This is a genomic window from Micromonospora sp. CV4, from assembly GCF_003667455.1.
Taxonomy (GTDB): Bacteria; Actinomycetota; Actinomycetes; order Mycobacteriales; family Micromonosporaceae; genus Micromonospora.
Genome location: NZ_RCVI01000253.1, coordinates 16,317 through 29,627 on the forward strand (window position 1 = coordinate 16,317; position 13,311 = coordinate 29,627).

The 13,311-nt window shown below is 70.8% G+C and carries 11 protein-coding genes and 1 pseudogene; 6 read left to right on the top strand and 6 right to left on the bottom strand.

The features are described from left to right. Window positions 1-39 precede the first annotated feature (39 nt). The gene (locus EAD98_RS13940) at window positions 40-1,212 is read left to right on the top strand and encodes an acyl-CoA dehydrogenase family protein (RefSeq protein ID WP_121654505.1); all 1,173 of its coding nucleotides are present in this window, start codon (window positions 40-42) and stop codon (window positions 1,210-1,212) included. A 79-nt stretch (window positions 1,213-1,291) separates the two neighbouring features. Then, window positions 1,292-1,813: a peptidoglycan-binding protein gene (locus EAD98_RS13945; RefSeq protein ID WP_233583819.1), complete on the top strand. Its 522-nt coding sequence runs from the start codon at window positions 1,292-1,294 to the stop codon at window positions 1,811-1,813. A 92-nt stretch (window positions 1,814-1,905) separates the two neighbouring features. On the opposite strand, the gene EAD98_RS13950 is transcribed toward EAD98_RS13945, so the two are convergent. Both EAD98_RS13950 and EAD98_RS13955 read right to left on the bottom strand, forming a co-directional pair. Then, window positions 1,906-2,943, bottom strand: a complete 1,038-nt coding sequence (locus EAD98_RS13950) for an aminotransferase class V-fold PLP-dependent enzyme (protein ID WP_121654469.1) — start codon at window positions 2,941-2,943, stop codon at window positions 1,906-1,908. 233 nt (window positions 2,944-3,176) lie between these two features. Further along, complete coding sequence (locus tag EAD98_RS13955; protein ID WP_158609795.1) at window positions 3,177-5,357, bottom strand: FUSC family protein; 2,181 nt, start codon at window positions 5,355-5,357, stop codon at window positions 3,177-3,179. Between the two features lie 476 nt (window positions 5,358-5,833). Between EAD98_RS13955 and EAD98_RS13960 the strand changes: the two genes are divergently transcribed. Next, window positions 5,834-6,187, top strand: coding sequence for a hypothetical protein (locus EAD98_RS13960; RefSeq protein WP_121654471.1), 354 nt, complete (start codon window positions 5,834-5,836; stop codon window positions 6,185-6,187). Between the two features lie 157 nt (window positions 6,188-6,344). Beyond that, window positions 6,345-7,448 carry a hypothetical protein gene (locus EAD98_RS13965; protein WP_199723397.1) on the top strand — a complete coding sequence of 368 codons (1,104 nt, stop codon included), beginning with the start codon at window positions 6,345-6,347 and terminating at the stop codon, window positions 7,446-7,448. A 171-nt stretch (window positions 7,449-7,619) separates the two neighbouring features. Here EAD98_RS13965 and EAD98_RS13970 read toward each other — a convergent pair whose 3' ends face one another. Further along, on the bottom strand, window positions 7,620-9,008 hold the full coding sequence (locus tag EAD98_RS13970) for a cation:dicarboxylase symporter family transporter (RefSeq protein WP_121654472.1): 1,389 nt from the start codon (window positions 9,006-9,008) through the stop codon (window positions 7,620-7,622). A 98-nt stretch (window positions 9,009-9,106) separates the two neighbouring features. Between EAD98_RS13970 and EAD98_RS13975 the strand changes: the two genes are divergently transcribed. Both EAD98_RS13975 and EAD98_RS13980 read left to right on the top strand, forming a co-directional pair. Further along, complete coding sequence (locus EAD98_RS13975; RefSeq protein WP_121654507.1) at window positions 9,107-10,693, top strand: sensor histidine kinase; 1,587 nt, start codon at window positions 9,107-9,109, stop codon at window positions 10,691-10,693. After that, window positions 10,690-11,385 carry a response regulator gene (locus EAD98_RS13980; protein WP_121654473.1) on the top strand — a complete coding sequence of 232 codons (696 nt, stop codon included), beginning with the start codon at window positions 10,690-10,692 and terminating at the stop codon, window positions 11,383-11,385. Before EAD98_RS13975 ends, EAD98_RS13980 begins: the two co-directional genes overlap by 4 nt. 58 nt (window positions 11,386-11,443) lie before the next feature. Here the strand turns inward: EAD98_RS13980 and EAD98_RS13985 are convergent, their stop codons facing one another. From EAD98_RS13985 to EAD98_RS13995, 3 genes and pseudogenes are all read right to left on the bottom strand, one after another. Then, window positions 11,444-12,274 carry a transglutaminase-like domain-containing protein gene (locus EAD98_RS13985; RefSeq protein ID WP_121654508.1) on the bottom strand — a complete coding sequence of 277 codons (831 nt, stop codon included), beginning with the start codon at window positions 12,272-12,274 and terminating at the stop codon, window positions 11,444-11,446. Window positions 12,275-12,376: 102 nt separating this feature from the next. Then, window positions 12,377-12,691, bottom strand: a complete 315-nt coding sequence (locus EAD98_RS13990; RefSeq protein WP_121654474.1) for a transcriptional regulator — start codon at window positions 12,689-12,691, stop codon at window positions 12,377-12,379. Then, a pseudogene (locus EAD98_RS13995) lies at window positions 12,691-13,082 on the bottom strand (type II toxin-antitoxin system RelE/ParE family toxin). The gene EAD98_RS13990 and the pseudogene EAD98_RS13995 overlap by 1 nt, the downstream one beginning before the upstream one ends. Between the last annotated feature and the right edge of the window lie 229 nt (window positions 13,083-13,311).

Sequence of the window (13,311 nt, forward strand, 5' to 3'; positions counted from 1 at the left end):
TTAAGGGTGACCGGCAGCACCGACGCCAGGAGGACCACCGTGGACTTTTCGCTGACCGACGAGGAGCGGGCGGTGCGGGACACCGTCCGGTCGTTCATCCGCCGCGAGGTGATGCCGCTGGAGGCGGAGGTGCTCCGCCGGGAGCGGGCGCACCAGCCCGGTCTGGACCACTCCGAGGTGCGCGAGCTGCAACTCAAGGCGCGCAAGTTCGGCTTCTGGGGTCTGGCCACCCCGGAGGAGTACGGCGGGATGGACCTGCCGGCCGTGCTCCAGTCGTTGATCTGGACCGAGCTGGGCCACACGTTCGTGCCGTTCCGCTTCGGCGGCGAGGCGGACAACATCCTGTTCCACGCCACCGAGGAGCAGAAGCGGGAGTTCCTCATCCCGACCATCGAGGGCGAGCGGCGCTCCTGCTTCGCGATCACCGAGCCGGGCGCCGGCTCGGACGCGGCGAACATCCGGCTGTCGGCCCGCCGCGACGGCGACGACTGGATCCTCGACGGCGAGAAGACGTTCATCACCGGTGGCAACGACGCCGACTTCGCCATCGTGGTGGCCGTGACCGACCGGGAGAAGGGCGCCCGCAACGGCGGCGCCACCGCGTTCCTGGTCGACCGGTCGATGGGTTGGCGCTCGGAGTTCATCCAGACCATGGGCGAGGGCGGGCCCGCGTCGCTGATCTTCGACAACGTACGCGTGCCGCACCGCAACATCCTCGGCGAGATCGGGCAGGGCTTCACCCTCGGCATGGAGTGGATCGGCAAGGGCCGCTACACCATCCCGTCGCACGCCATCGGCATCGCCGAGCGGGTCCTGCAGATGGCCATCGACCACGCCAACACCCGGGAGACGTTCGGCTCGAAGATCGGCACCAACCAGGCCATCCAGTGGATGATCGCCGACTCGGAGACCGAGCTGGAGGCGGCCCGCTGGCTCGTGTTGAAGTCGGCGTGGACGGTCGACCAGGGCATGGATCCCCGGCACGCCTCGTCGATGGGCAAGCTCTACGGCGCCGGCATGGTCAACCGGGTGGTCGACCGGGTGCTCCAGATCCACGGCGGCATGGGCTACACCCGTGAGCTGCCCGTCGAGCGCTGGTACCGGCAGGTCCGGCTCTACCGGATCTTCGAGGGCACCGACGAGATGCAGCGCCTGATCATCTCGCGGGACCTGCTGCGCGGGTACACGAAGATCGGCGGCCACCTGGCCTGAGACGCCGTGCCGGCGACTGCAACCCACCGGGGGCTTCACACGTGAAGCTGGCAAGCCACCCGCCCGGAAGGGGATGCACATGCTTGCACGGATCAAGGCCGTGGCGACGGCGCTGGCCGTCGCCACGGTCGGCACACTCGCCGTCTCGGCCGCACCGGCGACGGCCAACGTCAACCAGGGGTACGTGATGGGCTCCGGCACCTGGACCGACGACTGGGGGGACGAGGGCCCCATCTCCGCGTCGACGCGCTCGTACAACAACGTCGTCGCCATGTGGCAGACGATCCTGAAGGCCGACGGCTACCTCGCCGCCTCCGGCGTCGACTGCCGGTTCGGGCCGGCGACGACGGCCGCCACCAAGCGGTGGCAGCTGGACCGAGGTCTGGTCAGCGACGGCGTCGTCGGTCCCAAAACCTTCGCCAAGGCGGCCACCCGCCTCAGCCTCTACGAGAGCGAGGGATGGTTCTACTACGACGGGCTCGGCAGCAACTTCGCCTACTTCGGCCGGCGCGCGGACGGCAGGTGGGACATGCCCGCCGGGCTCGACCTGGAGTGGGGATTGCTCTCCTACACCTCCGCGAACCTGAGCGTCTGTTCCTGACCACCACGGCGATCGCGGGCCGGCCGTGACCCCGCAGGGCGCGGCCGGCCGGGCGGCTCACCGGCGCTTCGGTGGGCCGCCCGTTGGCGGGCTCAGCCGGCCAACGCCGTGAGGGCGGCGTCCACGTCGGCCTCGGTGGAGTAGACGTGGAACGAGGCCCGGACCCGCCCGGCGCGCACCGCCGCCCGGATGCCGGCCGCCGAAAGTCGCCGCTCCGCGTCGGGCACGTCGACGGTGACGATGGCGCTCTCCCCCGGCGGCCGGCCCAGCCCGGTCAGGAACCGGTTGGCCAGCGCCACGTTGTGCGCCTGGATCGCCGGCACGCCGATCTCGGCGACCAGTTCCAGGGCGGGCGCCGCGCCCACCCAGCTGAACCAGGCCGGTGAGATGTCGAACCGGCGGGCGTCGTCGGCCAGCCGCAGCGGCGGGCCGTAGTAGGAGGCGTGCGGGTCGCGGCCCGCGTACCAGCCGGCCGCGTCCGGACGCAGCTGGTCGCGCAACGACGGGGCCAGATAGGCGTACGCGCAGCCACGCGGGCCCATCACCCACTTGTAGCCGCTCACCACGACCACGTCGGCCAGGCTCCCGTCGAACGGCAGCCAGCCGCACGCCTGGCTCGCGTCCACCACGACCAGCGCGCCGTGTGCGCGGGCCGAGGCCACGATCTCGTCGTACGCCGCGACGGCGCCGTCGGCCGACTGCACCAGGCTGAACGCGACCAGGTCGGTGTCGGCGTCGATCGCGTCGACCAGCTCGTCGGCGGGCACGGTGCGCACCGTGACGCCCCGCTCGGCCTGCACCAGCCAGGGGAAGAGGTTCGAGGTGAACTCGATTTCGGGGACCACCACCGTCGACCCCGCCGGCAGCGCCGCCGCGACCGGCGCCAGCATCTGCGAGGCCGTGGCGCCGACCGCCACGTCCTCGCCCGGCACCCCGATCAGGCCGGCGAACGCGTTCCGCGCCCGGTTCACCGAGTCGCCCCAGCCCTCCCAGGACGTGCGACCGACCCGCCAGTCGGCCAGCGCCGCCTGCATGGCCGTCCAGGCCGGCTCGGGTGGCAAGCCGTAGGAGGCGGTGTTCAACCAACCGGGCTCCGGCTGCCAGAGCTTCTGTGCCTGCTCGATCTCCATGACTCCGACGCTAGGCCGGACGGTCGGGGATGGGCACGACCAATCGGCGACCGGCGGCCTGCCGCGCATGGACGAGTCACCTGCCGGCCGCGCGCGGGCGGGCTGGTCCCTGACGAGCGTGATGACTCAGAGGTATAAATATGACTCTCAGGTATACCGCTCACGAGCATCCTGCCGGCCGGGCCCGACACGATCGACACTGTCCGACACCACCGGCCCGCCCGAGCGACTCGTCACGACTTCCCGCCTCGACTGGACGCGTCACCACCCCCGGGCGGGCGGACCCGGGCGAGGCTGTCGGCGAGGCCGGCGAGCCACCGGTCGACCTCCACCAGATGCCGGATCGAGGACCGGGAGCCGACCTCGCCCAGCAACGGGCGGACGCGGTCGAGTTCGTCGACGCAGTTGGTGGGCACGGGCACCGGGCTCGACGACCGGCCGTGCGCGACCTCGTCGGCGAGGTCGTCGTACCCCGATCGCAGTTGACCTGCGGAGTCGCGCAGCAACGCCGCCGCCGCGGGCCAACCGGCGAGACAGCCGGGTGGGTTGCGTCGCAGCAGCGACTCGGCGGCGGGCACCGCGCGGTGCCCGGTGGCCAGGACGGCCTCCCAGTCCACGCCCCGGCTCGGCGGATCGGGCCGCTCCGAGTGGTACTGGCAGTAGGACGAGTCGACCAGGGTCGTGCTCCTGCGGACCCGGTCGAGCGCACGATCGGGTGGGGGGCCGCCGAGCACCGCCTGGACGGTCTGCTCCACCACGTCCGCGCAGGCCGCGAGGTAGCGGGCGGCGTTGCGCCGCAGGTCACGGCTCGCGCCGTGCGGCCACATCGCCACTCCGGCGAGCACACCGATCACGGCGCCGAGCACGACGTCGATCAGGCGGGCCGCGGCGAGTCGCCATCCTTCGGGGGCGAGCTGGGCGAAGACGAACGTCAGCAGCACCGTGAACAACGCCTGCTGCCAGACCGGCCCCAGGAGGCGACCGACGCCGAAGGCCAGCATCAGCGTGAACGGCAACGCGACGGCGTAGACGATCGGCTCCTGAATGACGAGCATCAGCCCACCGCTGACGACGGCGCCGACGATCGTGCCCAGCACGGCGGGCCGCAGCTCCGTGCGGGTGTTCGCCGCCGAGGTGCGCAGGACGGTGAGGGTCGCCAGGAGCACCCAGAAGCCGTGGGTGAGCTGCAACAGCCCGGCGGCCACCCGGGCGACGGCCAGCGCCACAGCCAGCCGCAGCGAGCTGTGCAGGTGGGCGGAGCGGGGCGCCAGGTGGGCGCGGAACTGCCGCCAGTACAGCGTCCATGGGCCGTGCCGCGCGTACTCGAACAGCCCCGAGTAGGCATCCTCGCCGTCGAGCCGCGACCCGTTGGCCACCCGGGTACCGACGGCGAGGACACGCACCTGGGCGGCGAGGGCCAGCGCGGTCGCGTCCCGGCACAACCGGGGCACGTCCGGCGCGGCGCGGCCGTCGCCCTCTCCAACGGGGTAGGCCGCCTCGGCCCGCCCGACCGCGACGTCCAGGCCGCCGAGGTCGACCGGCGGCCCATCCGGCGACAGGCTCCGGCCGGCGGCACGGGTCGTGTCGGCGCACGAGCGCAGCAACCGCACCGCCGCTAGGTCCGGGATCGGCTCCGGCGGCGCGTCCGCCGCCAACCGGTCCGCCTCGGCGAGCACCTCCCGCAACGCCGCCGCGCAGATTCGCAACGCGCGGTCCTGAGCGCCCGCCGCGGTGGGCGCCCACGCCGGAGGATTGCGGCTCAAGGCGAGCGCGGCCACCGCGTCGTACGCGCGCTCCCGCCGCGTGTCCCGACCACCGGTCGGGTGGGTCAGCGCGTCCGCCGTGTCGTCGAGGAACGTCCCGACGCCGTCCGCCGCCTCGGCGAGTCGCTGCCGGTAGGTGACCGGCACCGGATCGGGCCAGAGGACCACCTCGGCCACGGCGAGCAGGACGACGGCGAGCGTGACCCCACCCAGGCGCTCCGGCAGGGTGTCCGGCTCGTACGGCGGGAAGGACGCCAGGATGTAGAAGAGCTGGAACGCGCTGGCCAGCCCCACCAGGCGCGAGTTGGCGACACCGGCGAACGCCACGACGAACCCGATGACCAGCATTCCGCCGGCCGCCGCCCAGGTGCTCCACGCCAGCAGGGTGCCCGCGGCGATCAGCGCCCAGACGGCCGGCAGCGACGTGACGAGGATCCGCGCCCGCTGGGGCGCCGGACCGGGCAGCTGCGCGAACGACCCGGCGGCGACGACGCCGAACAGGCCGTACGTGGCGAGCATCGGACTGTCCGCGCCGTAGCGGCAGGCGTAGAAGACAGCGGAGGCGACGAGGGTCAGCCGTGCCGCACGCCGCAGGACGACATCCCCAGGGTCACGGCCGCGAAGCCGGCCCAGGAGGCTGGTTCCGAGCACGCCTGCTCCCCCGGGTCCGTCGCAGCACCCTCCCCGGTCCACCATTCTTCACCGAGAGGTCCGGTGGCGGCGGGTTTCGCGACGAACAGCCCGCGGTCACCAAACGGTAGCGTTCGGCAACCAACTGTCGAGGGCGTCGGGTATGACAGGAACGTACTCGGCGATCATTACCTGCCCAATTTTGCTATGAATATCGAATGGATTCGAGTTCTCCGGAGACCTGGGACGCGTGGGTCCCGGTCCGCCCGGAGCCCTCGCCGGGCAGCCGGACCAGGCCGGTCCTGGGGGTGAGCGTCCTGTGCCTGCTGGCAATGCTGACCGCCTGTACGTCCCCACGCGATTCGCGCCAACCGCCCGGGCCGCCTGTCGGAGGCGCCGCGACGCGTGACAACAGTGCCGAGCCACCGTGCACGCCGTCGGTGGAGGCGATGCCGGAACTACCGCCGGGTTATCGATTAGTGGGAGAAGACGTAGCCGTGCCGGACCGGGCGATGCTGTCGGTCGCGGAATCCGGAGAGGCCGATCCAGCGGCTCGGCTATTCGCCAAATGGGGGCTCGTCATCCGCGCCGGCGCGGTCGTCGACCTTCAGGTGGCACAGGGATGGGAAGACGACGCGCGGATCGGGTGGGGTGCGCCCACCACGCCCGCGGCGACCGCCCAGGTGCACGCCTGCGCGCCGAACGATGGACGAGCCAAGTGGATGGCCTTCGTCGGTGGCACGTGGGTCGCGAATTCGACCTGCCTACCGCTCATCGTCCGGTCGAGTGGGGGGCAGGACCGCGTCAACCTCGGTATCGGTCGCCCCTGCGACGAGACCAACACGCCGTAGCCCCAGGCAGCCTGACGCCATCGGCGAACGCCAGGGCGGCAACGACCACGACGCTCCAGAGCCGTGGTGCGCACTCTGGCAGGATGCTCCGGTGCGCTTCACCCCTCACCTCGTGACGTCCTTCCGGATGCCGTCGAACGCCCCTCGCGTACCCGATATGGCCAGCACCGCCGACACGCCCGCCGTCCAGCGCTGGCCGCACCGCCGGCTCGTCGTGATCCGCCGGGACGACGAGCTGTCGGCATACGACCTCGACCGGCTCCTCGCCGGTGACGACACCCCCGCCGCGCGGTTCCCGGCGCCATGGCCACGTCGGGCAGGCGGGGTGGATGCCGTGAGCCCCACTCTCGATCTGGCGGTCTTCAGCGGCCAGCACGCGCTGCACGCGGTCGACCGGACCGGCGCGCTGCGCTGGAGTGTGCGGCACGCGTGCTGGGGCTCCTCCTGCACGTCGCTGCACGAGTCCTACGAGGAGTACGCGGACACCGACGAGCACCGCTACCCCGATCAGGGCTCGTGCTCGATCAGCGCGGACGGCTCGACGGTGTGGGCGCACGTACGCACCCCTCTGCCCGACGACGCGGAGCCGGAGTACGACGAGGAGTGGCTCGTGATCGACGCCACCGACGGTCGCGTCCTGGGACGGGCCTCGACCGGCACCGCAGCCGCCGGCTCCCACCACGTTCCCCACCCCGACCCCGGTCAGATGGGCATCAGCATCGGCGAAGGCCAGGACGGTGTCCCGCTGCGGTGGGGCCGGTGGGACGGCGCCCAACTCACCGTCACCTCGATCGGGGACGACGACCGTTCCCTCATCGACGTCAGCCCGTCCGGAAAACTGTTGCTCACGGTCGCCCACCATCAGGGAGACCTGGCGATTCATCGGCTTCCCGACGGGACGGTGCTGCACGAGGTCGCCGCCGACCAGCTTCAGCCACACCGGCAGCCGCCGTCGGATACGGCGGAGGAGCCCTACTGGGACTACCTGTGCGGCTTCGTCGACGAGCACACGGTGATCGCGAGCGCCGACGAGAACGACGAGGAGTATGGTCGCCCGCGGCATTGGCTCATTGACGCGTCGCAGGGTGACGTGCTCGGTCAGGTCGAGTACCCGATGCCCATTTCGGAGAGCCCGATGGCGCTCGGCGACGGCACCTGGCTCACCTGCGGAGAGGACCCGTTCCAGCTCCTGCTGTGGAGTCTTCCCCCGGTGGAACGTGTCTCGTCTACCGTGACCAACCCCTCAGCCGTGCTGGAGTGACCGCTTCGGTGTGAACCTTCTTGGGGCGGGTCAGCTCCGTCGACTGCTCGTCCTACATCGGCTCATTATCGACTCACTGCGCTGGCCTCGATCGGTAGCCCACGTCGGTGGTGAACCCGGGGTCCCGCTGCCGTTGAGCCGGCGGGACCCCGGGGCGTCTCTGCGACGAGGTCAGGCCGGTACGCCGACCGGCGCCGCTTTCTCGTCTTCGGAACGCTGCGCCGACTCGTCCTCGTCGTCGTGCTCGTCGAGCATGGTCGCCTCGTCGAACGGGTCGTCGCCGCGCAGCACTCCAACCGCCCGGTCGCGGTCGAACTCCCCGGTCCACGTCCCCACCAGCACGGTCGCCACCGCGTTGCCGGCGAAGTTCGTGAGCGCCCGGGCCTCCGACATGAAGCGGTCGATGCCCACGATCAGCCCGACCCCGTCGACCAGGTCGGGGCGGTGCGACTGAAGCCCCCCGGCCAGCGTGGCCAGCCCGGCGCCGGTGACCCCAGCGGCACCCTTGGACGCGATGATCATGAAGAGCAGCAGCGACACCTGCTCGCCGATCGACAGCGGCTTGCCCAGCGCGTCGGCGATGAACAGCGACGCCATCGTCAGGTAGATCGCCGTGCCGTCCAGGTTGAACGAGTACCCCGTGGGCACCGTGATGCCGACGACCGGCTTGCTCACCCCGAAGTGCTCCATCTTGGCGATCAGGCGCGGCAGCGCCGACTCCGACGAGGAGGTCGACAGGATCAGCAGGAACTCCCGTCCGAGGTACCGCAGCAGCGAGAAGATCGAGATCCGGGCGATGAACCAGAGCAGCGCTCCGAGGATCACCAGCACGAAGATCAGGCAGGTCGCGTAGAAGCCGACCATGATCTGCGCGAGGCTCTTGAGCGCGTCCACGCCGGTCGCGCCGACCACGGCGGCCATGGCCCCGAACGCGCCGATCGGCGCCAGCCACATGATCATGGCGAGCACCTTGAAGACCACCCGCTGGATGACGCCGATGGCGCTCAGCACGGGCTCGCCGCGCCGGCCCATGGCCTGTACGGCGAAGCCGACCAGGAGCGCGACCAGCAGCGTCTGGAGCACCTCCCCCTCGGTGAGCGCGGAGAGCAGCGTGGTCGGGATGATCCCGAGCAGGAAGTCCGCCGTACCGCCGGCTTCGTCGCCCGCGGCGGCCTTGCCCGCGCCGGCGAGGTCCTGACCCAGGTCCAGCCCGGAACCGGGGTGGATGAGGTTGCCGACGACCAGGCCGATGGCGAGCGCGACGGTCGACATGGTCAGGAAGTAGCCGAGGGCCAGGCCGCCGACCTTGCCGACCTTGGCGGCCTGCCGGACGGAGCCGACGCCCAGCACGATGGTGCAGAAGATGACCGGGCTGATCATCATCTTGATCAGGTTGACGAAACCGGTGCCGATCGGCTTGAGTTCCTTGCCGAAATCGGGGGCGACCAGCCCGACCACGATGCCGGCCAGCACGGCGACGATGACGGCCAGGTAGAGGTAACGGGTACGGTCCCGGCGGGCCGGCGGCGCCGGTGTGGTGGTGGATGCGGTGGAGTCCATGTCGACAATGTGAAGCGCGTCTCACCCGTTGACAGCCTTGCGGTCATTCTGTTCACCGCGAAAGCCACAACGACCGGCACGACGAGGAGGTGGTGGAGGTGGCCCGGCGCCAGTGGAGCATCGCGGGGCAGCTGTTCGCCCTCCAGGCGGTGGTGGTGACGCTGCTGGTGCTGGCCGGCGCGGCGGGCGCCTTCTGGTTGGCCCGCAGCGACGCCCGGCAGGCGGCACAGGAGGAGGTGCTCGCGGTGGCGCAGACCGTGGCCCGCTCCCCCGACGTCCGCGCGGCCCTCGCGACCGCCGACCCGGCCAGCATCCTCCAGCCGTACGCCGAATCGACCCGGCTGGCCACGGGCACCGACTTCGTGGTGGTGATGGCCCTCGATCGCACCCGCTTCTCGCACCCGACCCGGGAGCTGATCGGCGAGCCGTTCGTCGGGGAGATCGGGCCGGCGCTCGCCGGCCAACCGTTCACCGTCACCAACGTCGGCACGCTCGGCGAGTCGGTGCGCGCGGTCGTTCCGGTGTACGACGACCAGCGCCGGATCGTCGGCCTGGTCTCGGTGGGCATCACCACCTCGGCGATCAACCGCAAGCTGCTCGGCCAGCTGCCGGTGCTGCTGGGCTTCGCCGCGCCGGCGCTCGCCCTCGCGGCGACCGGCTCCTGGCTGCTGAGCCGCCGGCTGCGACGACAGACGCACGGCCTCGGGCCGGCGCAGATGACCCGGATGTACGAGTACTACGACGCGGTCCTGCACTCGGTGCGTGAGGGCCTCGTCGTGCTGACCACCGACCGCCGGGTGGCGCTGATCAACGACGAGGGCCGCCGGCTGCTGGGGCTCGACGCGGACGCGCCGGTGATCGACCAACCGGTGGCCGGCATCGACCTGCCGCCGGCGGTGGCGGAGCTGCTCGGCTCCGGGCGGGACGCCCTCGACGAGCCGGTCCTGGCCGGTGACCGGGTGCTGGTGGCCAACCAGCGGATCACCCGCTTCGAGGGCGCCGTGCTCGGCACGGTGCTGACCCTGCGCGACCAGACCGAGCTGCGCAGCCTGGCCAGCGAACTGGACTCCGTACGGGCGCTGACCGAGGCGTTGCAGGCGCAGACCCACGAGTCGGCCAACCGGCTGCACACCGTGCTGACCCTGGTGGAGCTGGGCCGCCCCGACGAGGCGGTCCGGCTCGGCACCCGGGACCTCGCGCTGGCTCAGCAGCTGACCGACCGGGTGGTCGGCGCGGTGACCGAGCCGGCGCTGGCCGCACTGCTGCTCGGCAAGTCGGCGCAGGCCAGCGAGCGCGGGGTGGACCTGGTGATCGAACCGGACTGCCGGCTCGACGACAGCCCGCTGCCGACCAACGACCTGCTCACCGTGGTCGGCAACCTGATCGACAACGCCCTCGAAGCGGTGGCCGGTACGCCGGCGCCCCGCCGCGTGCGGGTCTTCGTCGGCGCGGTCGACGACGAACTGGTGGTCCGGGTCGCCGACAGCGGCCCCGGGCTGGCTCCGGACCGGGTGCAGGACGCGTTCCGGCGCGGCTGGTCCACCAAGAGCAACGGCCGGGGGCTCGGCCTGGCCCTGATCGGGCAGGTGATCCACCGGCACGGCGGCCGGTCCGAGGTGGGCCGCTCCGACGACGGTGGCAGCCTGTTCACCGTCCGGTTGCCGGTCGTCCGGGCGCGCCGATGACCGACATCCGCGTGCTGGTCGTCGAGGACGAGCCGCTGTTGGCGGAGGCGCACAGCGCGTACGCCGAACGGGTTCCCGGTTTTGTGGTGGTCGGGGTGGCGCACACCGCGCGGGCGGCAATGGCGGCGCTGCGCGCCAACGACGGCGGCGACGTGGACCTCGTACTCCTTGATTTTCGGCTGCCCGACCTGCACGGCCTGGACGTCTGCCGGGCGCTGCGCGCGGCCGGCAGCAGCGTCGACGTGCTCGCGGTGACCTCGGCGCGGGACCTGGCGGTGGTGCGCACCGCGGTCTCCCTCGGCGTGACCCACTACCTGCTCAAGCCGTTCACGTTCGCCGCGTTCCGCGACAAGCTGGAGCGGTACGCCGACTACCGCGCCCAGGCGCTCGCCGACGGTGAGGTGGCCGCCCAGCACGAGGTGGACCAGATGTTCGCCACCCTGCGCGGCACCGCCGGGCACAGCCTGCCCAAGGGGCTCGACGCGCAGACCCTCGATCGGGTACGCGCCGCGCTGACAGACGGGACCGGCGCGCAGGCGGGGCTCTCCGCGACCGAGGTGAGCGCGGCGACCGGCATCTCCCGGGTGACCGCCCGCCGCTACCTGGAATACCTGGTGACCGTCGACCGGGCAGCCCGCACCCCCCGCTACGGCACCCCCGGCCGCCCCGAGGTCGAGTACCGGCCCAGGTAGGCGAGCGTTAGTTCCGCGCGATCACCCACCCGCAACCCCTTGGCGCTGGTGGCCAGGGTCAGTTGACGAGGTCCGTGGGGACTTCCAGGTCCGCACCCGCAGACGCATAGAGATCTGCTACTGCATTGAGATCGTCGCTGGCGCAGACGGCAGCGACCGTGTCCATGAGCGCGTCGTAGTCGGCCCCGGTCTCGCCCCGGTAGGACGCGTCCATTCGCCCCCACTCATCCCACGGAAGCATCTCCAGCTTGTTCAAGGCGGCGAGATCCCGAATCGCATTGCCTCGGATCTCCCCAGGCCCCCAGTTCTCGGTCCCGTACACGCCGAAATGCGCAGCGTCGATATGGCCAGCCCGGAAGGCAGCCCACGCCTCACCGCCGGTCAGGAAGTCTCCGGCCGCTAGGTCTTCCGGTCTCGCAACGATGGAATCGTTCACGATCTCGGGATCGATTCGCACCCAGCGACCGTCGGCATCGTGCCAGTATTCGGTGATCCAGTGGTCCACACCTCGCCCAGGCTGGAAGTACGTCGCGAAGCCACAGCGGGCACGGGCTGGGATCTCGCGATGACGCAACAGGGCACAGCTCAGCACGGCGAAGTGACGGCAGGTGCCGATCACTCGCCGTTCGGGCTCCCGCGCCACAGTCAACGGGGCCGGGTCCAGGGACAGTAGGGCGTCGATGAGCCTGGCGGCGGGTCGAAGTTGATTCTCGGAAAACCGCTCGGCCGGCAGGCACAGGTCCTTCGCGGCGCTCGGCTGGATCACCAGGTTTGGCACCAGTCGACAGATATCGACAGGGTCACTCGGAAGGTGTGCGAGTGCGGACGGGCGAACCCGGGCAAGTGTCGTCAGTTGGCCACCCGTGACGTAATTGATCGCCGTCGCCATGGCCGCCATCGTAGACACCGAGTCCGACACCGCCGTGCGACTGCCACTCCGCGCGCTTGCGGGCAAGGAGATGGGCAGCGCCGTCACGATGCCGAGCAGGGGTCAGGCGATCTGACGGAGGTCGTCGCCGTAGTCGAAAATGATCCTCATGCGAGCCCCGAGCGCCCGCGCATAGCGGCTCAGCGTTGCGACTTCGTTGGCCTCCAGATCACCGTTCTCGATCTGGCTGACTCGACCGGGCGTGACACCCATCAGCTCGGCCACCTGCCGCTGGGTCAGGCCAAGCCGCTTCCGCTCCTCGGCAAGGTGGAACGCGCTGATCCACGCCTCGGTGCGAGCACGTTCTGCGTCGAGCGCTTCATCGTCCCCGTCGTGCAGCTCAGCCCGGATGTCGTTCCAGTCATGGAAGTCGCTCATCAGCCCTCCCTCCTCTTCCTCTCAACAGCAATCCAGCCCTCGTACGCAATCTCGGCGACCGGAATCGCCTTCTCGTACCATCCATTCCAATCTCTTGCCTTGTTGCCTGCTACCAGCAGCACGGCCTGGGACCAGGGATCGAAGACGAACAGCACCCTAACGGCGACGTCCCTTCCAGATCGTGGTCGGAGTTCCTTGAGGTTGCTGATGCTCGAACCTCTGAGGGTGTCGACCAGTGGCGCCCCAGGCCCGGGCCGGTCTCCGCCAGCATGTCGATCGCTACGTTGACCGATCGGTACGTCACCGGGTCAGCCTGGCGAAGAGAGCGCAACCAATCACGGACATCCGTTGTCGTCCTGATCGCCCAGCGACGTGGCGGGTCATGAGACATAGGAGAACTATAGCTCCGCCTATACCCGACGTCCTCGTCCCGTTGTCGTTGGGCGCGCCTCCTCCACTCCGGGGCAGCCCGGGAACCCGGTGGCGGGATGAAGATCCGTTGTTAGACTGGGCCCGCTGGGTTAGCGGTACGACCAGGGAGACCAGACATGGCGGGTGACGACGACATCTCCGGGTGAGACCGGATGTGTTCGGCCATCGGTTCGGCAGCTGCCGTGGCC

Bases quoted from the DNA above. Each gene is read 5' to 3' on its own strand.
- EAD98_RS13945 (WP_233583819.1), top strand. From the start codon at position 1,292: ATGCTTGCACGGATCAAGGCCGTGGCGACGGCGCTGGCCGTCGCCACG.
- EAD98_RS13950 (WP_121654469.1), bottom strand. From the start codon at position 2,943: ATGGAGATCGAGCAGGCACAGAAGCTCTGGCAGCCGGAGCCCGGTTGG.
- EAD98_RS13965 (WP_199723397.1), top strand. From the start codon at position 6,345: ATGGCCAGCACCGCCGACACGCCCGCCGTCCAGCGCTGGCCGCACCGC.
- EAD98_RS13970 (WP_121654472.1), bottom strand. From the start codon at position 9,008: ATGGACTCCACCGCATCCACCACCACACCGGCGCCGCCGGCCCGCCGG.
- EAD98_RS13980 (WP_121654473.1), top strand. From the start codon at position 10,690: ATGACCGACATCCGCGTGCTGGTCGTCGAGGACGAGCCGCTGTTGGCG.
- EAD98_RS13985 (WP_121654508.1), bottom strand. From the start codon at position 12,274: ATGGCGACGGCGATCAATTACGTCACGGGTGGCCAACTGACGACACTT.
- EAD98_RS13990 (WP_121654474.1), bottom strand. From the start codon at position 12,691: ATGAGCGACTTCCATGACTGGAACGACATCCGGGCTGAGCTGCACGAC.